The organism is Gordonia iterans (genome assembly GCF_002993285.1).
In the GTDB taxonomy this organism is placed as follows: domain Bacteria; phylum Actinomycetota; class Actinomycetes; order Mycobacteriales; family Mycobacteriaceae; genus Gordonia; species Gordonia iterans.
The window spans coordinates 1,523,246-1,544,955 of sequence record NZ_CP027433.1 but is presented as its reverse complement, the minus strand read 5'-3'; the positions used below and the strand labels follow the sequence as shown (position 1 = coordinate 1,544,955).

Sequence of the window (21,710 nt, the reverse complement as noted above, 5' to 3'; positions counted from 1 at the left end):
GCTTCGCACTGTCGCGTTATTCCGGCTGCACGAAACCAATCCGGCAGCCGGAGAACGCGGCCGGTGAACCAGCGATGCGGATCTGCTCAGTCCTCGAGAAGGGACCGCCGCAGCTTCTCGTCCTTCTCCAGAACCAGGGCCTCCAGGTCCGCCTGGAACTCGGTCATCTCCGACCGGAGGTGTCCGTCGCTCGCACCCAGAATCCGGACGGCGAGCAGGCCCGCGTTGCGGGCGCCGCCGATCGAGACCGTGGCGACCGGGACGCCGGCCGGCATCTGCACGATCGAGAGCAGCGAATCCATGCCGTCGAGGTACTTGAGCGGCACCGGCACACCGATCACCGGGAGCGGGGTGGCCGAGGCGACCATGCCGGGCAGGTGGGCGGCGCCGCCGGCACCGGCGATGATCACCTGCACGCCGCGGTCGGCGGCGCCGCGCGCATAGTCGATCATCCGCTGCGGGGTGCGGTGCGCCGACACCACGCCCACCTCGAAGGGCACACCGAACTCGGCGAGCGCCTCGGCGGCCAGCTTCATCACCGGCCAGTCCGAGTCGCTGCCCATGATCAGGCCGACGCGGGGTGCGGGGGGATTCGTCATCTAGTGGCTCCTTCGGTTTCGACTCGTTCCTCGCTCAACCATCGAGCGACTCGTTCCTCGCTCAACCATCGAGAGAAACATTCCTCGCTCAACCATCGAGGGAAGCTCCATGCGGGTCCCAGCCGTCGGTCCAGACCCCGTGGCTCATCCAGTGCGCCGCCCGTTCGGCGCGCTCGCGGACGTCGTCGACCGACTGTCCCGGCCGCCCGACGACGTTGACGTGCCCCACCTTGCGGTCCGGCCGCTCGGCCTTGCCGTACAGGTGCACCTTGGCCTCGGGCATCCGCGCCATCAGATGGTGCAGGCGCTCGTCCATGCTCATCGCCGGCGCCTCCCCCGCGCCGAGCACGTTGGCCATCACCACCACACCGGCCAGCGGCGCGGTCGCACCCAGCGGGTAGTCGAGCACCGCGCGCAGATGCTGCTCGAACTGCGAGGTCACCGCACCGTCCATGGTCCAGTGGCCGCTGTTGTGCGGACGCATGGCCAGCTCGTTCACCAGCAACTCGCCGTCGTCTGTCTCGAACAGCTCCATCGCCATGTCACCGACGACGCCGAGCTCGTCGGCCAGACCGAGCGCCATCTGCTGGGCGCGCTGGGCCACCTCGGGGTCCAGGTCCGGCGCAGGCGCGATCACCACGGCGCACTGGCCGTTGCGCTGCACCGTCTCGACCACCGGCCACGCCGCGCCCTGACCGTGCGGCGAGCGCGCGATCATCGCCGACAGCTCCCGTCTCATGGCCACCTTCTGCTCGACCATCAGCACGGTCGACCCGTCGACGACGTCCGCGGCGTCGAACACCGCCAGCGCCTCGTCCCGCGCCTGCTCCGAGCCTGCCGAGGGATCGATCAGCCAGACGCCGCGGCCGTCGTAGCCGCCGCGCACCGCCTTGAGCACGATCTGCCACCCGTGCGCTTCGCCGAAGGCGATCAGCGCCTCCCGGGCGGCCGCGCGCTCCCCGGCGAGATCGGCGAAGTCCGGCACCGGCAAACCGAGTTCGGCCAGTCGTGCCCGCATCAGCATTTTGTCCTGCGCATACTGGAGCGCCGCAGACGGCGGACGCACCGCGACGCCGCGCTCCTCCAGCGCCCGCAGGTGCACCAGCGGCACACCCTCGTGATCGAAAGTGAGCGCCACGGCGCCCTCGGCGGCGCGCAGCAGGTCGTCGAGGTCGTCGTGCGATCCGAGGACCACGTCGGCACTGACCGCGGCTGCGGGATCGTCCGGCGAACCGGCCAAGACGCGCAGGCACTGGCCGAGGGCGATCGCCGACTGATGGGTCATCCGGGCGAGCTGCCCGCCGCCGATCATCGCGACCGTCGGCATACCGGAACTGGAGGGGGCTGGACGCTGACTCACGCGGTCAATCCTGTCATCCCGCGCAGCGGACCTCACATCCTGCCGTAGATTCCGCTCTGGAGATTCCGGTCTGGCGCACCCCGCGCCGTACACTGGTTCCTTGTGCCGGTCCCCGGCGCGCACGCGGTGCCGCCCGGCACCTCCCGCCCCAGCCCGGGCAGACGACGACGAGAACGGACACGATGGCCGACCCCACAGCCGTGCGACTGAGGCGGACGATGCATCAGTTCATCCGGTTCAGCGTCATCGGCGCATCCGGGGTCGTGGTGAACATGGCGGTCGCCATCGTCATGAACAAGCTCAACGGCGGCACCGTCAACGCCCAGAACGTCATCTGGTCCGTCCCCGGCACGGACTTCAACTTCCGGTTCACCGCGCTGGTGTGGATCGTGGCCTTCCTCGTGGCCAACGTCTACAACTTCCAGCTCAATCGGACCTTCACCTTCAAGAGCGCCCAGCACGCCGCCTGGTGGAAGGAGTTCTGGCCGTTCCTGGCGGTGGGCAGTGTGGCCGCGGTGATCGGGCTGATCATCAAGATCGCGCTGACCAATCCCAGCTCACCGATCTACCTGCCGGATCCGCCCTTCCACGAGGAAGCCGGCATCGCCTCCCGCGAGTACTGGTCGCAGCTCATCGCGATTCTGGTCACCGTGCCGGTGAACTTCCTGGTCAACAAGTTCTGGACCTTCCGTGCCGTGCGGCGCAAGCCGATCGTCGAGGAGGAGATCGACCTCGACGACGTGAGCGCTCCGGACTGAGACCCTCCGACGCGCGGCTGCGTCACCGGTGAACCGGGCCCGGCTCGTCCGCACCGCGTTCGGGGCCGTTCGCCGGGAGTCTCGCGGCCAGGCCGGTCTGGGGTCCCGTCGGCACGACGACGGAGAAGACCGCGGGCCTGCGGGACACGAGCGAAAGCCGCCCGCCGTCGGCCTCGACGAGCGCCCGCGCCAGCGACAGCCCGACGCCGGTGCCGCTGCCGCCGGAGAACCCCCGCCGGAAGATGTCCGGGGCGATCTCGTCGGGCACCCCCGGTCCGGCGTCGGTGACGGTGATGCGAACCGCACCGGCCGAACCGAGGTCGTCGACGCGCACGACGGTCGTGCCCGCGCCGTGCCGCAGGGAGTTGTCCAGCAGCGTGCTCAGCGCCTCCCGCAGCCGCCCCGGCCGCCCGGACACCGGGCGCGGCGGCTCGCCCACCACTAGGCGCACCGATCTGCCCTCCGACTCGAAGGGCGCCGCGAAATCGTCCAGGAGCGTCTCGGCCAGGGCGACGACGTCCAGTTCGGTCCGTGCTCCCCCCTCGGCGCGCGAGGCGGAGACCAGTTCGTCCAGTTCGGCCGCCAGCCGCTCCACCTGGGCGACGCCCTCCTGTGCCTCGGCGACGACATCGGGATCGGGATGCAGCGTGAGCTCGTCGAGCCGCAGACTGATCGCGGTCAGCCGGCTCCGCAACTGATGCGAGACGTCGCCGATGATCTGCCCCTCGCGTTCCAGACGCCGCGCGATCTCCGCATTGGCGTCCGCCAGAGCGGCCGAGACCCGGTCCAACTCGTCGATCCCGTAATGCGGCCAGGGGGCCGAGAGATCGCCGCGCGCCATCGCCGCCGCCCGCTCGGCGACCCGGGTCAGGGGCTCGGTGAGCCGCCGAGCGGTGATCGCGGCGATCAGTGCGCCGCCGCCCACCGACGCCGCGATCACCAGCATCAGCAGCCCCACCGCCAGCCATTGGGTGGGCCGGACCTCGCTGCCCGGAATCGACAGGGTCAGGGTGTAGCCCTCGCCCAACGTCACCGACTGGGACAGACGTTCCACCGGCAACGGCGCACCTATCTCGGTGATCCCTTCCGGGCCGGTCAGCCGGAGGTTTCCCTGCGGCGGCACCAGCAACCGGAACTGGTCCAGGTGCAGGTCCTGTGGTCCGGCCAGCTGTCCCGCCGCCTCCTCGGCGAGCACGTACTCCGACATCGTCTTGAGCCGGTCCGCGAGATCGGCGTTCGCGGTCGCCGAGATCCACGCCCACGTGCCGATCGTCAGCGGCACGCCGAGCAGCACCGCCATCGCCAGGAGCGAGGCGATCATGGTCCGGAGCAGGCGACCGCGCATGAGGAGACCGGTCCGTCCCGCTAGGGGTCGAACCGGAAGCCGACGCCGCGCACCGTCGCGATGTGCTTGCGCCGCCCCGGCTGGTCGTCGCCCAGCTTCCGGCGAACCCAGGAGATGTGCATGTCCAGCGTCTTCGACGACCGCAAATCGGTCGAGCCCCACACCTCGTCCATGATCTCGTCGCGGGTGCGGACCTGGCCGGGGGTCTCCATGAGGCATCGCAACAGGTCGAACTCGCGGTTGGCCAGGGTCAGCTCCTCGCCGTCGACGACGACGCGCCGGGCCCGCGCGTCGAGCTGGATGTCGCCGCTGTCGAGCACCACGTCGTCACCGCCCGTGCTGCGCCGCAACAGGGCGCGGACCCGGGCCAGCAGTTCGGCGAGCCGGAAAGGCTTGCCCACGTAGTCGTCCGCACCGGCGTCCAGGCCGACGACGAAGTCCACTTCGTCGGTGCGCGCGGTGAGCATCAGCACGGCGAGCTGCGGCCGCTCCGCGCGGATTCGCCGGCAGACCTCCAGCCCGTCCATGCCGGGCAGCCCGAGGTCGAGGATCACCAGGGCGTAGGCGCCCGAGCGGGCCGCCTCGAGGGCCTCGGGGCCGGTGGGCGCCACCACGCAGTCGTTGCCCTCACGGATCAGTGCGCGCGCGAGCGGCTCGGCGATCGCCGGATCGTCCTCGGCCAGCAGCACCGCGCGCCCGCCCGTCATCGTCGTGCCCGCTCGTCGAAGGACCGGGGCATCGCCCTGGAGGGCCGGTCGGCGTCGTCGTCGAGCACCTGCTCGTACAGCAGCGCGTGCACGCTCTCCACCCGCGGGATGGCGGTGAACGTCAGCGGGTCCTCCGAGGCCGACTGGATCTCCAGAGACCCCGTGCGCAGGATCCGGTCGATCAGCCCGTGCGAGAACTCGACGGTGTTGATGCGGCTGATCGGGATGTCGATGCCCGAGCGGGTCACGATCCCGTTCCGGTAGATCACCCGGCGGTCGGTCACCACGAAATGCGTCGTCAGCCAGGACGCGAGCGGACGGACCAGCCACCACACCGTCGCCAGGCCCCACAGCGCGCCGATCGCCACCGCGCCCCATGTCCGCGCCGGGCCGGCGTCCTGGCTCGACCACAGCACCCCGACGACAACCCCCGCGGCGAGCGTGACCAGCCAGAACATCAGGATCGGTGGGACGAGCCCCTTCCAGTGCGGATGCCGATGCACCACGACCACCTCGCCGGGCGCGAGGTTCTCCCGCGGATATGCCATGAGATCAGGGTAGTCCGGACGGTGACCGGGGTCGGTGACGCTCAGTACACTGAGCATCTGCAGAGAGTGCACGCACGCCACGAACAGGGGCCCGACATGACCTACCCAGATCCGCAGAACCCGCGGCAGACGCCGCCGACGCGGGCCTACAGCCAGGACCCGAACTACTCGACCGGCGGGTACCAGACCGGCGGCTATCAGGATCCGGGTCAGCCGTACCAGGGGCAGCCCGCGGCACCGCAGCCGGCCAAACCCAGCCGCGGCCCGGACATCGACCCGATGATGTACTCCGGCGGCGTGGTGATGACCGGTGTCGTGACCGGTCTGGCCGCGTGGCTGGTGGCCTGGATCATCAGCTCGATCTCGAACAAGGTCACCGAGACCGGCCGACTCGGCATCTGGAATCCGTTCGAGCAGGGCGGCGAGTACTGGTTCGCCGTCATCGGCTTCCTCGCGGCCCTGGTCGGCGGTGCGCTCTGGTACGTCCTGCAGCTGGTCACGCCGACTCCGAGCAGCTTCTACCGCTGGATCGTCGGCCTGCTGATCGTCGCGGCCTTCGTGGTCCCGCTGCTCGCCGACGGCGACATCTGGCGCGGTCTGGCCACGGCCTTCATCCACCTGTGCATCGGCCTGCCGATCCTCTCGCTGATCCCGACGATGGGCAACCGCAGCAAGCGCTCGAGCTGAGCCGGGCGGGTCAGTGCAAACGCAGGTGGGTCACGTCGCCGGCGGCCGCGGTGACCCGCCCCGACGGCCCCTCCACCACGATCCGACCCTGATCGTCGATCGCGGTCGCCGTGCCGATCACCTCGGTGTCCCCCGGCAGCACCAGCCGCACCTGCCGGCCCAGGGTCGCCGAGGCCGTGCGATACTCGTCGGCGAGCTCGCCGACCGCCTCGGGCCAGCGGACCAGCAGCTCCGAGAGCGCCCGCAGATACGCTGCGGACAGCGCAGTCGGGTCCGCCGCGGTCCCGGTCATCCCGCGGATGCACGCCGCGGTCTCGATCGGCGGCTGTGCCTCGGTGAGATCCAGGTTCAGGCCGGTGCCGATCACGGCGACACCGCCGCCGCCGGGCGCCGGGCGGAACTCGGACAGGATCCCGGACACCTTGCGCCCTTCGCCGGGAACCCCCGCCGGGGCCAGGATGTCGTTGGGCCACTTGAGCTCCACGCGCACACCGGTCACCTCGGCGAGAGCCTTGTGCACCGCCATGCCGGCCAACAGAGAGAGCCAGCCGAGCGATTCGGCCTGTCCCGGCGCCACCGCCACCGCGGCCGACACCGCGAGCTGTCCGCGCGGGGTCTGCCACACCCGCGAGTGGCGGCCCCGCCCCGCGGTCTGCAAGCCGGCGATCAGCACGACGCCGTCGAGATCTGACGGCGCCCCCTCGCGACCCAGCAGATCGGCGTTGGTCGAGCCGGTCTCGGCGACCACGTCGATCACCGTCCAGCGGGTCCCGGCCAGCGCGGCGGTCAGGCGGACGGGGTCAGGGAGCACGTCGTCGTTCACGATTGCCCAGAGTAGTCGCCGGAGAGCAGTCGCCGCCGGTCGATCAGAACGTGAGGGATCACTCATCTTCGTGTCGGTGGATGCGCTCCGGCGGCACCTCGTTAGCATGAGTTCTCATGACCACTGCTGCCCGCGACGACGACGCCGCGCCCGACATCCACACGACGGCCGGCAAACTGGCCGATCTGCGCAACCGGCTCGCCGAGGCCGAGCACCCGGTCGGCGAGGCCGCGGTCGAGCGGACCCATGCCAAGGGCAAGCTGACCGCGCGCGAACGCATCACCCATCTGCTCGACGACGGCTCGTTCGTCGAGCTCGACGCGCTGGCCCGGCACCGCAGCACCAACTTCGGCCTGGCCGAGAAGCGCCCGCTCGGCGACGGCGTGGTGGTCGGCTACGGCACCGTCGACGGCCGCGAGGTCTGCGTCTTCAGCCAGGACGCCACCGTGTTCGGCGGCAGCCTCGGCGAGGTCTACGGCGAGAAGATCTGCAAGGTGATGGACCTGGCGCTCAAGACCGGCCGGCCGCTGGTCGGCATCAACGAGGGTGCCGGCGCCCGCATCCAGGAGGGCGTCGTCTCGCTCGGCCTGTACGCGGAGATCTTCCACCGCAACGTCCGCGCGTCCGGCGTGATCCCCCAGATCTCGGTGATCATGGGCCCGGCGGCCGGCGGTCACGTCTACTCCCCCGCGCTCACCGACTTCACCGTGATGGTCGACAAGACCAGCCAGATGTTCGTCACCGGCCCCGACGTGATCAAGACGGTCACCGGCGAAGACGTCACCATGGAGGACCTGGGCGGCGCCCAGACCCACATGACCAAGTCGGGCGTCGCCCACTACGTCGCCTCCGACGAGGAGGATGCCCTCGAGTACGTCAAGGAACTGCTCGGCTACCTGCCGAGCAACAATCGCGCCGACGCTCCGCGGCTGCCCGCCCCGCCGCACGCCGGCGCGATCGAGGACAACCTCACCGAGGAAGACCTCGAGCTCGACACGCTGATCCCCGACTCGCCGAACCAGCCGTACGACATGCACGAGGTGATCCGGCGGCTGCTCGACGACGGCGAGTTCCTCGAGGTCCAGGCCGAGCGCGCGATGAACGTCGTCGTCGGCTTCGGCCGGGTCGACGGCCGCAGCGTCGGCATCGTCGCCAATCAGCCGACCCAGTTCGCCGGCTGCCTGGACATCGACGCCTCCGAGAAGGCGGCCCGCTTCGTCCGGACCTGCGACGCGTTCAACGTGCCGATCATCACCCTGGTCGACGTCCCCGGCTTCTTGCCCGGCACCGACCAGGAGTACAACGGCATCATCCGGCGCGGAGCCAAGCTGCTCTACGCCTACGGCGAGGCCACTGTCGGCAAGATCACCGTGATCACCCGGAAGGCGTACGGCGGCGCCTACGACGTGATGGGCTCCAAGCACATGGGCGCGGACGTGAACCTGGCCTGGCCGACGGCGCAGATCGCCGTGATGGGCGCCTCCGGCGCGGTGGGCTTCGTCTACCGCGGACGGCTCAAGGAGGCCGAGGCGAACGGCGAGGACGTCGACGCCCTGCGCCTGGAGCTCCAGCAGGAGTACGAGGACACCCTGGTGAACCCGTACGTCGCGGCTGAACGCGGCTACGTCGACGCGGTGATCCCGCCGAGTCACACCCGCGGCCAGATCGCCAATGCGCTGCGGCTGTTGGAGCGGAAGTTCGTTCAGCTGCCGCCGAAGAAGCACGGGAACATCCCCCTGTGAGCCCGGCCAGCGAGAAGGAGTCCGCCGTGCGCGAGCCCGACGAGAAGGCGACGCCCTTCCTCACCGTCGTCAAGGGGGCGCCCTCCGACGAGGAGATCGCGGCGCTGACAGTGGTGCTCGCCTCCGCGGGCGCCGGCGGCGAAGGCCCCGATCACACCGTCGTCGACCGGTGGGGTCGGGCGACGGACCTGCACCGGCAGGCGTGGGGCATGCCGACCAGCTACATCCACCGGGGCTGATGGCACCGGCGACGGGTGCCACACGAGTCCTGCTCGGCTCGGCCTCCCCGGCCCGCCGGCGAGTGCTGCGCGCGGCCGGCATCGATCCGCTGGTCCTGATCGCGGACCTGGACGAGGACACTCTGGTCGCCGGGCTCGCCGGCGCTCCGCCGGGCGACGTCGTCACCGCCCTCGCCCGGGCGAAAGCCGAGGCGATCATCGCCGCGGTCGGTGCGTCGAGTGACCCGGAGATCGCCGCCGTCGCTGCCGACGGCGTCGTCCTGACCTGCGACTCGATGCTGCTGCTCGACGGTGAGCTGGCCGGCAAGCCGAAGACCGGGGAGGTGGCGCGCGCCCGCTGGCGGGAGATGCGCGGACGCACCGGCGATCTGCTGACCGGTCACTGCGTCACCCGGATGTCCGGTGGCGCGGTCACCGCCGTCGCGGCCGGTGGCGCGTCGACGGTGATCCGGTTCTCGGACGTCTCCGATGCCGTGGTCGACCGCTACATCGCCACCGGGGAACCGCTCGAAGTGGCCGGCGCGTTCACCCTCGACGGCCTCGGCGGCTGGCTGCTCGACGGCATCGACGGCGACCCGTCGAGCGTGATCGGCATCAGCCTGCCGCTGACCCGGGAACTGCTGAGCGAGGTCGGCGTCGACGTCACGACGCTGTGGTCGGTCGCCGAACCGTGAGCCCGGTGACGCCCGGTCAGGACTGGGGCGCCAGTACGTCCGGCCAGTAGGCCTTCAGACAGTCCACCGGTTCTCCCCCGCCGGTCAAACCGAATCCGCGGCCGAGCGCGGCCACGCGCTCGGGCACGGTCCCATGCCCCTGGTTCGGGAGCGGATCGCCGATGTACACCTTCAGCGCCACCGCTTGCGCGACGTCGCTCAGCGACAGGTCGCTGCGAGCGAACACCGTCGAGGCCCAGTTGCCGCCGAAACAATCAGCCAGCAGTTCGTTGTCGTCGCCTTGCGGACGCTGTGCGACGGGCAGGCGGTACGCCTGCTCCAGGCGCCGCATCACGTTGTGCCCGTACTCATGGGCGACGACGGTCGAGGCGGTGAAGTCGCCGAGCAGGATCCGGCGCTCGCCGAGCAGCCGTCCGTCCCAGATGTCGGCGAAGGTGGCGACCGGCAGGATCACCGACCCCTGCCGTTGCCGGCCGGCGCCGTCGGGCGCACGGTCGAGCGCGCAGTAGAAGGCGTTCGGCGAATCGGTCCGCACCGTGAGCCGCTCGCCGTCCTCGCCCACGCATTCGCTGACGAAGGTGTCGTTCCCCTCGACCAGCACCCGGCCGGCGGTCGCATCCGGGATGTGGAGCTGGGTGAACCAGTCCTGCCACACCTGGTCGAGGTCGTCGAGGACCGCGTTGAGGAACACCGGCACCGTCGTCTCGGCGTTCTCCGGGGTGATGTCGCTGCCGCGGATCCGCTCCGACGAGGCCTTCAGCTCGGGGCAGTCGTCGACGGTGCAATGTTTGGGCGGCGGTGGCGGCTCGTCGGCACCGGGCGAGCGTTCGCCCGTCGACGAGCAGCCGGCCAGCAACGCCGCGCCGGCGAGGGCGGCCAGGGCGAGCCGCAGCCGGCCCGGATGCAGCGAGATCATGGACTGACGGTACCGAAATCGCCCGCCGCCGTCCCCGATCGAACCGGAGCGACGGGCGGCGGCGGACCACCGGTCGTATGCTGAGACCGAACAGCCCGCCGCATCCGGTGGCGGGCATGGTGATTCAGGAGTTCCCTCGTGGCAGTCGACGTCGATCCGAACCCGGCCTTCGCCGCGTACGCACACCCCGAGAGGCTCGTCAGCACCGAGTGGCTGTCGGCGCACCTGGGCGCACCCGGCCTGAAGATCATCGAGTCGGACGAGGACGTCCTCCTGTACGACATCGGCCACATCCCGACCGCACAGAAGGTCGACTGGCACCTGCACCTGAACGATCCGGTGACGCGCGACTACATCGACGGCGAGGCCTTCGCAGAACTCATGCGCGCCAAGGGAATCGAGCGCGACGACACCATCGTCGTCTACGGCGACAAGAACAACTGGTGGGCGGCGTACGCGATGTGGGTGTTCACCCTGTTCGGCCACGAGGACGTCCGGCTCCTCGACGGCGGCCGCACCGCCTGGATGGACGAGCAGCGCGAGACGTCGTTCGAGGTGCCCTCGTACCCACGCAGCGACTACCCGGTGATCGAGCGGAACGACGGCGAGATCCGCGCCTTCGCCGACCAGGTGCGCAGCGCGATCGGCGCCGAGCCGCTGGTGGACGTCCGGTCGCCCGAGGAGTACACCGGTGCGCGCACCCACATGCCCGACTACCCGGAAGAGGGTGCGCTGCGCGGCGGCCACATCCCCACTGCGGTGTCCATTCCCTGGGCCAAGGCCGCCGCACCGGATGCGCGGTTCCGCTTGCGCGCCGAACTCGACGAGATCTACGGCGACCTGGATCCGGCCACCCCGACCATCGCCTACTGCCGCATCGGCGAGCGCAGCAGCCACACCTGGTTCGTGCTGACCTATCTGCTCGGCTTCGATGCGGTCCGCAATTACGACGGATCGTGGACCGAGTGGGGCAACGCCGTGCGGGCCCCGATCGCCGTCGGCGATCAGCCCGGCTCCCTCGAGGGCTAGTCTGGTCGACGATGACCCTGACACCAGCCCTGCAGGAGATCGTCGACGACTTCGCCGCTCTCGGCGACCCGGACCGCGCCACGCTGCTCCTCGAGTTCGCCGACGAACTGCCCGACCTGCCCGCCCACTTGGAGACCGCCGCGATGGAGCCGGTCCCCGAGTGTCAGTCGCCGATCTTTCTGTCGGTCGACGCCGCCGACCCGTCGGCGGTGCGCCTGTACTTCAGCGCCCCGCGCGAGGCACCCACCACGCGGGGCTTCGCCGCGATCCTGCACCAGGGTCTGGACGGTGCGTCCGCCGAACAGATCGCCGCGGTGCCGCTGGACTTCGTCGCCGACCTCCATCTGGCATCCGTGGTGTCCCCGCTCCGGTTGCGCGGGATGACCGGCATGCTCACGCGCATCCAGCGGCAGGTCGCCGCCGCGGGTCGCGGACCGGCGCAACCCGGTCGGCCGTAGTCGAGATCCCTGCGGAGCAATGGAATTCCTCCAGATCCTGGACTCGGAGGTCCGGCCGGGCGGGCTGACCGAGTGGGTCCCGGCCGCGGCCGGCGGCATGGGGTCCTGGCGTCGCGACCCCCGCGGGACGTCGCACAATCACGAGCACCACCTGCGCGCGGCCCACGAGTACCGGCGCCGGACCCAGCGGGAGGGCGGCCGCGAATCGTGGCTCGGCGTCTCGGTGGAGTTCGCCGAACAGATCTCACTGCCCGTCGTGCGCCGTGCCCTGGAGGCGTACATCGACCGGCACGAGGTGCTGCGCACTCACGTCACGCTGAGCGAGGGCACCGAGCGTTTCACCACCGGCCCGGGATCGGTGCACCTGCGCGCCACCCGCATCGGCTGGTACAACGACCCCGCGCTGCTGCTCGACCAGATCGCCGGCTCCATCGATCGCGCCACCGCGCCCGTGCACTGGCCGGCGTACCGGTTCGCCACCGTCGCCCGTGCCGGCAGCTTCACCCTGCTGTTCGCCGCCGATCATTCGCTGGTCGACGGCTATTCGCTGGTCCACGCACAACACGAGTTCCGTGAGCTGTACGCGGCCGCGCGGGACGGACGCCTGCCGGAGCTGCCGTCGACGGGCAGCTATCTCGACTACTCCGGCGCCGAACGCGAGGCCGCCGATGCCGCCGACGAACGTCACCCGGCCGTGGCCGTCTGGCGCGAGTTCCTGGCCGGCGACACCGTGTTGCCCGGCTTCACGCCCCGCCCGCTGACCGCCCCGCACCGGTCAAGTCCGGACAGACCCGCGGCGCCGGCCGATCCGGCCGATCCGGCAGCTCAACGCAGTCACACCACGCTCCTGCTCGACGATGCGGAGACCGAGCGCTTCACCCGGCTGTGCACCGGCCTGGACGGATCTCTGACCGGCGGCTTCCTGGCCGTCGCCGCGCAGACCTACCGCGATCACAGCGAGGCGACACGGTTCGCCACGGTGATGCCGCGCCACACCCGGACCCACGCGGAGTTCCACACCGCGCTCGGATGGTTCGTCGCCTTGGCGCCGATCAGCATCGACGTCTCCGACGCACCCGACTTCCCGCTGGCGCTGCAGCGCGCGATGCTGTCCCTCGATCGCGCCCGCGAGGGTTCGGCGCTCCCCCTCCTGCGTCTGGCGGAGATCCTCGGCTTCGACCCCGAGCCCCGGTTCGTCGTGTCGTTCATGGACACCCGCGGGGTTCCGGGGGCCGCGTCAGCCGACTCCGGCGGCGCGCGCGCCCTGCGCAGTCACTCGTACTCCGACGACGAGGTCTACGTGTGGATCAACCGCACTCCGTCCGGTCTGCGCATGCACACGCGGTATCCGGCGCACGGCCGTGCCCGCGCACTGCAGGATTTCCTCGACGACTTCGGAGACAGGCTCCACAAACTGGCTACGCGCCGGTAACCGGGCACGGTCCTGACGTGCCGAGTTAGCGGCATCCGGGCATGCCCTAGACTCCAAGTGTTGTGCCGGTCTCGCCCCACCCACGGGCATCGCCGGCGTCACCTCACGTCCACGTTGTCCCCGACAACGGCCCGCGACCCGCGAGCCCAGCCCAGGAGAGCCAGTGCCGAACACCGAGATCCCCCAGACGACCATCCAGAAGGTGCTCATCGCCAACCGCGGCGAGATCGCGGTGCGCGTGATCCGGGCAGCTCGGGACGCGGGCATCACCAGCGTGGCCGTCTACGCCGAGCCGGACGCCGATGCGCTGTTCGTCGCCCTCGCCGACGAGGCGTTCGCTCTCGGTGGTCAGACCTCTGCGGAGTCGTACCTGGTGTTCGACAAGATCCTCGACGCCGCCGCGCGCTCGGGCGCCGACGCGATCCACCCCGGCTACGGGTTTCTCTCCGAGAACGCCGACTTCGCGCAGGCCGTGATCGATGCCGGCCTCACCTGGATCGGTCCGTCGCCGCAGTCGATCCGCGACCTCGGCGACAAGGTGACCGCCCGGCACATCGCCGAGCGCGCCGAGGCGCCGATGGCGGCCGGTACCAAGGACCCCGTCTCCGGCGCCGACGAGGTCGTCGCGTTCGCCGAGAAGTACGGCGTCCCGGTCGCGATCAAGGCCGCCTTCGGCGGCGGCGGCCGCGGTATGAAGGTGGCCCACACCGTCGAGGAGATCCCCGAGCTCTTCGAGTCCGCCACCCGCGAGGCGGTCGCCGCCTTCGGTCGGGGCGAGTGCTTCGTCGAGCAGTATCTGGACAAGGCCCGCCACGTCGAGGCCCAGGTCCTGGCCGACCAGCACGGCAACGTCATCGTCGCCGGCACCCGCGACTGCTCGCTGCAGCGCCGCTTCCAGAAGCTCGTGGAGGAGGCTCCCGCCCCGTTCCTCACCGATGAGCAGCGCGAGCGGATCCACTCCTCGGCCAAGGCCATCTGTCGCGAGGCGCACTACCACGGCGCCGGCACCGTCGAATACCTGGTCCAGGGCGACACCGTCAGCTTCCTCGAGGTGAACACCCGCCTGCAGGTAGAGCACCCGGTCACCGAAGAGACCTCGGGCATCGACCTGGTGCGCCAGCAGTTCCGCATCGCCGAGGGCAAGGCCCTGGAGATCACCGAGGACCCCGCTCCGCGCGGCCACTCCATCGAGTTCCGGATCAACGGCGAGGACGCCGGCCGCGGATTCCTCCCCGCACCGGGCCCGATCACCGTCTACCGCGAGCCCGCCGGCCCGGGCGTCCGCGTCGACTCGGGTGTGCGGCAGGGCGACGTGATCGGCGGCCAGTTCGACTCGATGCTCGCCAAGCTGATCGTGACCGGCGAGGACCGTCAGCAGGCGCTGGAGCGGTCGCGCCGCGCTCTCGCCGAATTCGAGGTCGACGGTCTGGCCACCGTGATCCCCTTCCACCGGCACATCGTCTCCCACCCCGCCTACATCGGCAGCGTTGACGAGAACGGGGTCGAGAGCTTCGAGGTCTACACCAAGTGGATCGAGACCGACTGGGACAACACCGTCGAACCGTACGCGGGCGGCGGCGCCCAGCCCGACGAGGACGAGACGCTGCCCCGGCAGAACGTCGTGGTCGAGGTCGGCGGCCGCCGGGTCGAGGTTTCACTGCCCGGCGACCTCAACCTGTCCGGCGGCGGCAACAGCACCAACGGCGCCCTCCGCCGCAAGCCCAAGCCGCGCACTCGCGCCAAGGGCGGTGGCAAGACGGCCTCCGGCGACGCCGTGGCCGCCCCCATGCAGGGCACCGTCGTCAAGGTCGCCGTCGCCGAGGGCGACACCGTCGCGGCCGGCGACCTGGTCGTCGTGCTGGAGGCGATGAAGATGGAGAACCCGGTCACCGCGCACAAGGACGGCACCGTGACCGGTTTGTCGGTGGACGCCGGCGCCGCCGTCACCCAGGGCACCGTCCTGCTGGAGATCAAGTAGCCCGCGGGACTGAGCCCCGTCGAAATACCTGTGTTGAGCCCCGTCGAAATACCTGTGCTGAGCCCCGTCGAAATACCTGTATTGAGCCCTGTCGAAATAAACGCCGGCGCCTGGTACCTCCGCGCGCTGCGCGCCGACGATCGGATCTCCGACGTTCCGGCGCTGACCACGCTCGGCGTCGCCGACCCGGCCGCTTACGTCGCCGGTGTGGACGATTCGGACGACCGGTGCGTGTGGGCGGTGTGCATCCCGACCACCGGCGAACTGGTCGCGCTGATCGGCGTCGCGGGGAATCCGGAGGCGGCCCGCCTCGCCGGGGTGCATCGAGACGGCTACGCCGACGCGCTCGCGGCCGCACAGGGTCCGGTGCGACGCTACGCCGAGCAGGCCCTCGGGCTGGTTCCCGGCGACCTGCTCGAGGAGCTGCCGTGAGGGCGGGGACCGCGAAACGGCACTACCGACGGGTTGACCGGCGGGTAGGTGTGTCTTTTCTCGCACCCGACAGGGTTACGGTCCGGTAGGTACTACCGAACCCGCGGCCAGCGCCTTACCGTGGACCAATCGGCTCCGCAACGGAGCCGGCAGCTTCCGTGTGCGCCCCGCAGTCCGGGGAGCGGCCCGATGCCCGCCGCACCAACGAACGCATGAATCGACACCACGCCGTGCCACCCACGGCGCCGACGCAGAGAGGGCGCATGTTCCGTCGTATCGCGATAGTCAACCGGGGAGAGGCCGCCATGCGGCTGATCAACGCAGTCCGTGACCTGAATGCGGAGACCGGGGATTCGGTGCAGACCGTGGCTCTGCACACCGACGTGGATGCCGGAGCCACCTTCGTCCGGGAAGCCGACCTCACCTACGACCTCGGGCCGGCGTCCGCCCGCCCGTACATCGACCTCGAGGCGCTGAAGACCGCGCTGGTCGAGTCGGGCGCCGACGCGGCGTGGGTCGGCTGGGGGTTCGTCGCCGAGGATCCGGCCTTCGCCGAACTCTGCGAGCAGCTCGGCATCACCTTCATCGGCCCGTCCCCCGAGGCGATGCGCAAACTCGGCGACAAGATCGGCGCCAAGCTGATCGCCGAGGAGGTCGGCGTCCCCGTCGCGCCGTGGAGCGGCGGCGAGGTGGAGACCCAGGAGCAGGCCGTCGCCGCGGCGGAGAAGATCGGCTATCCGCTGATGCTCAAGGCCACGGCCGGCGGCGGCGGCCGTGGCATCCGCCGGGTCGACGACGAGGCCGATCTGGTCGACGCCTACCAGCGCACCCGCGACGAGGCCGAGCGCGCCTTCGGCAGCGGCGTCGTCTTCCTGGAGCGGCTGGTGACCGGCGCACGCCACGTCGAGGTCCAGGTGATCTCCGACGGCGAGACGGCCTGGGCGCTCGGTGTCCGCGACTGCAGCGTCCAGCGCCGCAACCAGAAGGTCATCGAGGAGTCGGCCTCACCGGTGCTCGGACCCGACCAGGTGGCCGAGGTCAAGGCCGCCGCTGAGCGGCTGGCGGTGAAGGTCGGCTATCGAGGCGCGGCCACCGTCGAGTTCCTGTACCACCCCGGCGACCAGATGTTCGCCTTCCTCGAAGTGAACACGCGCCTGCAGGTGGAACACCCGATCACCGAGGTCACCAACGACTTCGACCTGGTCCGCGCGCAACTCCACGTGGCCTCGGGCGGCACGCTGACCGGCGAGAAACCGGTCGAGCGCGGACACTCCGTCGAGGCCCGCCTCAACGCCGAGGACCCCGACCGCGACTTCGCGCCCTCCCCCGGGTACATCGCCCGTCTCGAGCTGCCCAGCGGCCCTGGTGTCCGCGTCGACACCGGCGTCAGCGAGGGCGACACCATCCCCGCCGACTTCGACTCGATGATCGCCAAGATCATCGCCTACGGCAGCGACCGCGAGCAGGCGCTGGCCCGGCTGCGGCGCGCCATGAGCCGCACCCGCGTGGTGATCGAGGGCGGCGCCACCAACAGCAGCTTCATCATCGACCTGCTGAACCAGCCCGAGGTGATCGACGGCAGCGCCGACACCGGCTGGATCGACCGCGTCCGCGCGCAGGGCCGGCTGGTGAGCAATCAGCACTCGTCCATCGCGCTGGCCGCCGCCGCCATCGACGCGTACGAGGAGGAGGAGCAGGTCGAGCGCAACCGGCTGCTCGCCACCGCGCGCGGCGGACGGCCCCAGGTGATGCACGAGAGCGGACGCCCGATCGACTTCAAGCTCCGCGGCGTCGGCTATCGCGTCCGGGTCGCGCGGGTCGGCGCCCAGCGGTTCCGTGTGGTCATCGAGACAGGCGCCCAGTCGCGCACCGCGGACGTCCAGATCGAGCGGTACGACGAGCACACCGGCCGTATCACCGTCAACGGCGAGCGGCACCGCGTGCTCACCGACACGCACGGTCCGATCCATCTGGTCGACGTCGACGGCGTGACCCACCGCGTCAGCCGCGACGAGGGCGGCGTGGTCCGCTCGCCCGCACCGGCCCTGGTGATCGCGACCCCGCTCGAGGTCGGCGCCCAGGTGCAGGCCGGCGATCCCGTGCTGGTGCTGGAGTCTATGAAGATGGAGACGGTGCTGCGCGCGCCGTTCACCGCCCGCCTCAAGGAGTGCGTGGTGGCGGTCGGCGCCCAGGTCGAGACCGGCGCACCGCTGTTGCGCCTGGAACCGGTCGGCGACGAGGACGAGGCGGCCGGCGCCGGCGCGGAAGCCGATGAACTCGACCTGCCGGCCAAGCCCGCCGAGATCGACCCCCAGGAACGAGCAGACGAACTGCGCGAGGATCTGCGCAGCCTGATGCTGGGCTTCGACGTCGATCCCGAAGACAGCACCCGCCTGCTCGACGAGTACCTCGTCGCCCGCCAGGTCGAGATCGACGCGGGCCGCCGTCCGCTCGCCGAGGAGACCGACGTCGTCCGGGTGTTCGCCGACCTGGCCGAGCTGGCCCGTCGTCGTCCGTCCGACGACGACGTCCACGAACGCGTCCACTCGGCCCGCGAACATCTGCACACGTACCTGCAGAGCCTGGACACCGAGCTGGCCGGGCTGCCCGAGCAGTTCGTCTGCAAGCTGAAGGCCGCCCTGGCCAACTACGGTGTCGACGAGCTCGACCGCACCGACGAGCTGGAGGGCGCGGTCTTCCGTATCTTCCTGGCCTTGCAGCGCCTGGACGACATCGTCCCGGGCGTGGCCGCCCTGCTGCGCCGCTGGATGAAGGAGCCGCCGCCCCCGCCCGCCGAGCGTGAGGAGGTCGGCCACACCCTGGAACAGCTGGTGAGCGCCACCCAGGTCCGGTTCCCGTCGATCGCCGACCTGGCGCGCGGGGTGCTCTACGCCTGGTACGGCCAGCCGCGGCTGCGCCGCACGCGCGAACGCGTGTACGCCGCCGTCGACAGCGATCTGACCTACCTGGACGCCAACCCCGACGCCTCCGACCGCGCCGAGCGGATCGCCGAGATGGTCAAGAGCACCGAACCGCTGGTTCGGGTGCTCAGTCGCCGTCTCGCCGACGACTCGCTCGACAACGCCGCCATGCTCGAGGTCCTGACCCGCCGCTACTACGGCAACAAGGGACTGTCCGGCGTGGCCACCCACCGCGCCGGCGGCGTGACCTTCGTCCTCGCTCAGCGCGGCGGATCGGTGCTGGTGTCGGCGGCCACGAGCTTCGCCGGCCTGGACACCGCGATGTGCGGGCTCGCCGAGCTGGCCGACGGCGCCGCCTCGATCGACGCCGACGTCTACGTGCGCTGGGACGATCAGCCCGAGAATCTGGACGAGATGGCCGCCGAACTGCACCAGGTGGTCAGTGCGCGGGCGCTCCCGCCGCAGGTGCACCGCGTGACGATCACCATCGCCGGTCTCGGTGACACGGCCATGCACCACCACGTCACCTTCCGCCCGACGTCCACCGGGATGACCGAAGACCGCCTCATCCGCGGACTGCACCCGTACATCGCGCAGCGGATGCAGATGGAGCGGCTCCGCAAGTTCGACGTCACCCGCCTGCGGTCGTCCGACGACGAGGAGGTCTACCTCTACCGCGCCGTGGCCAAGGCCAACCCCGGCGACGACCGGCTGATCGCCTTCGCCCAGGTGCGCGACCTCACCGCGGTGTGGGAGCAGGACGGCAACATCCTGACCCTGCCGACCGCCGAGCGGACGTTCGAGGCGTGCGTGGACTCGATCCGCCGGGCGCAGGCCAAGCGCCCGTCGTCCAAGCGCTTCAACACCAACCGCATCGTGATGTACATCTGGCCGCCGCTGGAGGTGACCGAGGCACAGCTGGAGCGGACCGTGCGCCACACCCTCGGCACCTCGGCGTCCACCGACGGCGCGGGGCTCGAGGAGATCCTGCTGATCGCGCGGCACCGCGACGAGCGGACAGGCGAACTGACCAAGGTCGCCGTGCGCGTCAGCTTCGATGCCGCCGGCGAGACCCGGATCACCGTGGGCGAACCGGACGACGCCCCGATCGAGCCCGTCGACGAGTACCGCCAGAAGGTGCTCCGGGCGGCCCGCCGCAACACCGTGTACCCGTACGAGCTGACCCAGCTGCTGGGCGAGTTCACCGAGTACGACCTCGACGAGAACGGCGCCCTGGCACCCGTCGACCGGCCCAAGGGCGGCAACACCGCTGCCGTGGTCGTCGGCGTGGTGACCACCCCCACCGCCAAGTACCCGGAGGGCATCACCCGCGTCGTGGTGCTCGGCGACCCGACCAAGTCACTCGGAGCGCTCACCGAGGCCGAGTGCCGCCGGTACATCGCCGCGATGGACCTCGCCGAAGAGATGCAGGTGCCGGTCGAGTGGTACGCGCTGAGTTCGGGCGCCGCCGTGGAGATGGATTCGGGCACCGAGAACCTGGACTGGGTCGCCCTCGCGCTGAAGCGCATCATCGACTTCACCCAGGGCGGGCACGAGATCAACATCATCGTCAACGGCATCAACGTCGGCGGCCAGGCCTATTGGAACGCCGAGGCCACCATGCTGATGCACACCAAGGGCATCCTGGTGATGACGCCGGACTCGTCGATGGTGCTCACCGGCAAGCGGTCGCTGGACTTCTCCGGCAGCGTCTCGGCCGAGGACAACTTCGGCATCGGCGGCTACGACCGCGTGATGGGCCCGAACGGTCAGGCCCAGTACTGGGCGCCCACCCTGGCCGGCGCGATCTCGGTGGTGATGAGCCACTACGAGTTGAGCTACGTGGTGCCCGGCGAGGACGGCCCGCGGCGCGCGGCGTCGTCGGACCCGATCGACCGTGACATCTCGGACTTCCCGCATCAGATCGAGGGCAGCGACTTCACCACGGTCGGCCAGATCTTCTCGGCCGAGGCGAACCCGGAACGGAAGAAGGCCTTCGACATCCGCACCGTGATGCGCGCGGTAGCCGATCAGGACTCCGAGACGCTGGAGCGGTGGGCCGACATGGCCGACGCGGACACCGTCGTCGTGCAGGACGTGCATCTGGGCGGCGATCCGGTGTGCCTGATCGGCATCGAGTCGAGCCCGATCACCCGTCGCGGATTCGTGCCGACCGACGGCCCGGACACCTTCACCGCCGGCACGCTGTTCCCGCTCTCGTCGAAGAAGGCGGCCCGCGCGATCAACGCGGCCAGCGGCAACCGCCCCGTGGTGGTGCTGGCCAACCTGTCCGGCTTCGACGGCTCCCCCGAGTCGATGCGCAAGCTGCAACTGGAATACGGCGCCGAGATCGGCCGGGCCATCGTCAACTTCGACGGCCCGATCGTCTTCTGCGTGATCTCGCGCTACCACGGCGGGGCCTTCGTGGTGTTCTCCAAGGCGCTCAATCCGAACATGACGGTGCTGGCCATCGAGGGCTCGTTCGCCTCGGTGCTGGGCGGCGCCCCTGCCGCGGCCGTCGTCTTCGCCGGCGAGGTCCGGACCCGGACGCAGACCGATCCCCGGGTCCAGGAGCTGGAGGCCAAGCTGCAGGCCGCCTCCGACACCGACTACGCCGCCGCGGCGGCCGAGCTCGACGACGTGCGGGCCACCGTGCGCGCCGAGAAGCTGGCCGAGGTGGCCGCCGAGTTCGACGCGGTGCACAGCATCGAGCGCGCGGTGCGAGTCGGTTCGGCCGACGCGATCATCAAGGCCGCCGAACTGCGTCCGCGCATCATCGAGGCCTTCCGCACGAAGGGCTGATCTCCGCTCGACCCACGACGGCGGCCGTCCCTCCCCCGAGGGCGGCCGCCGTCGTACTCGAGGCGCCCACTGATCGGGCCTGCTCGCTCGATTGAGCAAGCGCAGCCCCTCGACGAACGAGCGAGCACAGCCCCTCGACGATTGAGCGAGCGCAGCGAGTCGAAATCACCCTCCCGGACCGTCGAGACCGAATTAAACTCACCGGCCGAACCGAGGGTGACACCCGTCGAGCCCGCGCGTTAGACTCGGCGGCGCAATCG

Annotated in this window: 18 protein-coding genes; 11 read left to right on the top strand and 7 right to left on the bottom strand. The window is 70.6% G+C overall.

Annotated features, from left to right (window positions below; all coding sequences use genetic code 11):
- Positions 1–86: 86 nt before the first annotated feature.
- The gene (purE, locus tag C6V83_RS07205) at positions 87–599 is read right to left on the bottom strand and encodes a 5-(carboxyamino)imidazole ribonucleotide mutase (RefSeq protein ID WP_105941822.1); all 513 of its coding nucleotides are present in this window, start codon (positions 597–599) and stop codon (positions 87–89) included.
- An 88-nt stretch (positions 600–687) separates the two neighbouring features.
- On the bottom strand, positions 688–1,911 hold the full coding sequence (locus C6V83_RS07200) for a 5-(carboxyamino)imidazole ribonucleotide synthase (RefSeq protein ID WP_234353960.1): 1,224 nt from the start codon (positions 1,909–1,911) through the stop codon (positions 688–690).
- A 266-nt stretch (positions 1,912–2,177) separates the two neighbouring features.
- Between C6V83_RS07200 and C6V83_RS07195 the strand changes: the two genes are divergently transcribed.
- On the top strand, positions 2,178–2,717 hold the full coding sequence (locus C6V83_RS07195; RefSeq protein ID WP_105943789.1) for a GtrA family protein: 540 nt from the start codon (positions 2,178–2,180) through the stop codon (positions 2,715–2,717).
- A gap of 22 nt (positions 2,718–2,739) precedes the next feature.
- On the opposite strand, the gene C6V83_RS07190 is transcribed toward C6V83_RS07195, so the two are convergent.
- The 3 genes from C6V83_RS07190 to C6V83_RS07180 are packed head-to-tail and all read right to left on the bottom strand — an operon-like array spanning position 2,740 to position 5,317.
- Positions 2,740–4,062: a HAMP domain-containing sensor histidine kinase gene (locus C6V83_RS07190; RefSeq protein ID WP_105941820.1), complete on the bottom strand. Its 1,323-nt coding sequence runs from the start codon at positions 4,060–4,062 to the stop codon at positions 2,740–2,742.
- 20 nt (positions 4,063–4,082) lie between these two features.
- A complete protein-coding gene (locus C6V83_RS07185) occupies positions 4,083–4,769 on the bottom strand; it encodes a response regulator transcription factor (protein ID WP_105941819.1) in 687 nt (228 codons plus the stop codon).
- Positions 4,766–5,317, bottom strand: coding sequence for a PH domain-containing protein (locus C6V83_RS07180; RefSeq protein ID WP_105943788.1), 552 nt, complete (start codon positions 5,315–5,317; stop codon positions 4,766–4,768). The genes C6V83_RS07185 and C6V83_RS07180 overlap by 4 nt, the downstream gene beginning before the upstream one ends.
- A gap of 96 nt (positions 5,318–5,413) precedes the next feature.
- Here C6V83_RS07180 and C6V83_RS07175 point away from each other — a divergent pair, with 96 nt between their 5' ends.
- Positions 5,414–6,004, top strand: coding sequence for a DUF6069 family protein (locus tag C6V83_RS07175; RefSeq protein WP_105941818.1), 591 nt, complete (start codon positions 5,414–5,416; stop codon positions 6,002–6,004).
- 10 nt (positions 6,005–6,014) lie between these two features.
- Here C6V83_RS07175 and C6V83_RS07170 read toward each other — a convergent pair whose 3' ends face one another.
- Positions 6,015–6,827 (bottom strand): biotin--[acetyl-CoA-carboxylase] ligase, encoded by an 813-nt coding sequence (locus tag C6V83_RS07170; protein ID WP_234353911.1) that lies wholly within the window; start codon positions 6,825–6,827, stop codon positions 6,015–6,017.
- A 116-nt stretch (positions 6,828–6,943) separates the two neighbouring features.
- Between C6V83_RS07170 and C6V83_RS07165 the strand changes: the two genes are divergently transcribed.
- The 3 genes from C6V83_RS07165 to C6V83_RS07155 are packed head-to-tail and all read left to right on the top strand — an operon-like array spanning position 6,944 to position 9,482.
- Positions 6,944–8,569, top strand: a complete 1,626-nt coding sequence (locus tag C6V83_RS07165) for an acyl-CoA carboxylase subunit beta (protein WP_105941816.1) — start codon at positions 6,944–6,946, stop codon at positions 8,567–8,569.
- Between the two features lie 26 nt (positions 8,570–8,595).
- A complete protein-coding gene (locus C6V83_RS07160) occupies positions 8,596–8,808 on the top strand; it encodes an acyl-CoA carboxylase subunit epsilon (protein WP_234353910.1) in 213 nt (70 codons plus the stop codon).
- The gene (locus C6V83_RS07155) at positions 8,808–9,482 is read left to right on the top strand and encodes a Maf family protein (protein ID WP_105941814.1); all 675 of its coding nucleotides are present in this window, start codon (positions 8,808–8,810) and stop codon (positions 9,480–9,482) included. The genes C6V83_RS07160 and C6V83_RS07155 overlap by 1 nt, the downstream gene beginning before the upstream one ends.
- A gap of 16 nt (positions 9,483–9,498) precedes the next feature.
- Here the strand turns inward: C6V83_RS07155 and C6V83_RS07150 are convergent, their stop codons facing one another.
- On the bottom strand, positions 9,499–10,398 hold the full coding sequence (locus tag C6V83_RS07150; RefSeq protein ID WP_234353909.1) for a neutral zinc metallopeptidase: 900 nt from the start codon (positions 10,396–10,398) through the stop codon (positions 9,499–9,501).
- 138 nt (positions 10,399–10,536) lie between these two features.
- On the opposite strand from C6V83_RS07150, the gene C6V83_RS07145 reads away from it, so the two are divergent.
- From C6V83_RS07145 to C6V83_RS07120, 6 genes are all read left to right on the top strand, one after another.
- Positions 10,537–11,427: a sulfurtransferase gene (locus C6V83_RS07145; RefSeq protein WP_105941813.1), complete on the top strand. Its 891-nt coding sequence runs from the start codon at positions 10,537–10,539 to the stop codon at positions 11,425–11,427.
- Positions 11,428–11,438: 11 nt separating this feature from the next.
- Positions 11,439–11,885: a SufE family protein gene (locus C6V83_RS07140; protein WP_105941812.1), complete on the top strand. Its 447-nt coding sequence runs from the start codon at positions 11,439–11,441 to the stop codon at positions 11,883–11,885.
- A gap of 19 nt (positions 11,886–11,904) precedes the next feature.
- Positions 11,905–13,317 carry a condensation domain-containing protein gene (locus C6V83_RS07135; protein WP_105941811.1) on the top strand — a complete coding sequence of 471 codons (1,413 nt, stop codon included), beginning with the start codon at positions 11,905–11,907 and terminating at the stop codon, positions 13,315–13,317.
- 163 nt (positions 13,318–13,480) lie between these two features.
- Positions 13,481–15,295, top strand: coding sequence for an acetyl/propionyl/methylcrotonyl-CoA carboxylase subunit alpha (locus C6V83_RS07130; RefSeq protein WP_105941810.1), 1,815 nt, complete (start codon positions 13,481–13,483; stop codon positions 15,293–15,295).
- A gap of 81 nt (positions 15,296–15,376) precedes the next feature.
- Complete coding sequence (locus tag C6V83_RS07125; protein ID WP_105941809.1) at positions 15,377–15,727, top strand: hypothetical protein; 351 nt, start codon at positions 15,377–15,379, stop codon at positions 15,725–15,727.
- A gap of 263 nt (positions 15,728–15,990) precedes the next feature.
- Complete coding sequence (locus tag C6V83_RS07120; RefSeq protein WP_105941808.1) at positions 15,991–21,450, top strand: ATP-binding protein; 5,460 nt, start codon at positions 15,991–15,993, stop codon at positions 21,448–21,450.
- Positions 21,451–21,710 lie beyond the last annotated feature (260 nt).

Coding starts and splice junctions, on each gene's coding strand:
- C6V83_RS07150 (WP_234353909.1), bottom strand. CDS start 10,398: ATGATCTCGCTGCATCCGGGCCGGCTGCGGCTCGCCCTGGCCGCCCTC.
- C6V83_RS07200 (WP_234353960.1), bottom strand. CDS start 1,911: ATGATCGGCGGCGGGCAGCTCGCCCGGATGACCCATCAGTCGGCGATC.
- C6V83_RS07135 (WP_105941811.1), top strand. CDS start 11,905: ATGGAATTCCTCCAGATCCTGGACTCGGAGGTCCGGCCGGGCGGGCTG.
- C6V83_RS07190 (WP_105941820.1), bottom strand. CDS start 4,062: ATGCGCGGTCGCCTGCTCCGGACCATGATCGCCTCGCTCCTGGCGATG.
- C6V83_RS07185 (WP_105941819.1), bottom strand. CDS start 4,769: ATGACGGGCGGGCGCGCGGTGCTGCTGGCCGAGGACGATCCGGCGATC.
- C6V83_RS07155 (WP_105941814.1), top strand. CDS start 8,808: ATGGCACCGGCGACGGGTGCCACACGAGTCCTGCTCGGCTCGGCCTCC.
- C6V83_RS07180 (WP_105943788.1), bottom strand. CDS start 5,317: ATGGCATATCCGCGGGAGAACCTCGCGCCCGGCGAGGTGGTCGTGGTG.
- C6V83_RS07140 (WP_105941812.1), top strand. CDS start 11,439: ATGACCCTGACACCAGCCCTGCAGGAGATCGTCGACGACTTCGCCGCT.
- purE (WP_105941822.1), bottom strand. CDS start 599: ATGACGAATCCCCCCGCACCCCGCGTCGGCCTGATCATGGGCAGCGAC.
- C6V83_RS07120 (WP_105941808.1), top strand. CDS start 15,991: ATGTTCCGTCGTATCGCGATAGTCAACCGGGGAGAGGCCGCCATGCGG.
- C6V83_RS07165 (WP_105941816.1), top strand. CDS start 6,944: ATGACCACTGCTGCCCGCGACGACGACGCCGCGCCCGACATCCACACG.
- C6V83_RS07195 (WP_105943789.1), top strand. CDS start 2,178: ATGCATCAGTTCATCCGGTTCAGCGTCATCGGCGCATCCGGGGTCGTG.
- C6V83_RS07175 (WP_105941818.1), top strand. CDS start 5,414: ATGACCTACCCAGATCCGCAGAACCCGCGGCAGACGCCGCCGACGCGG.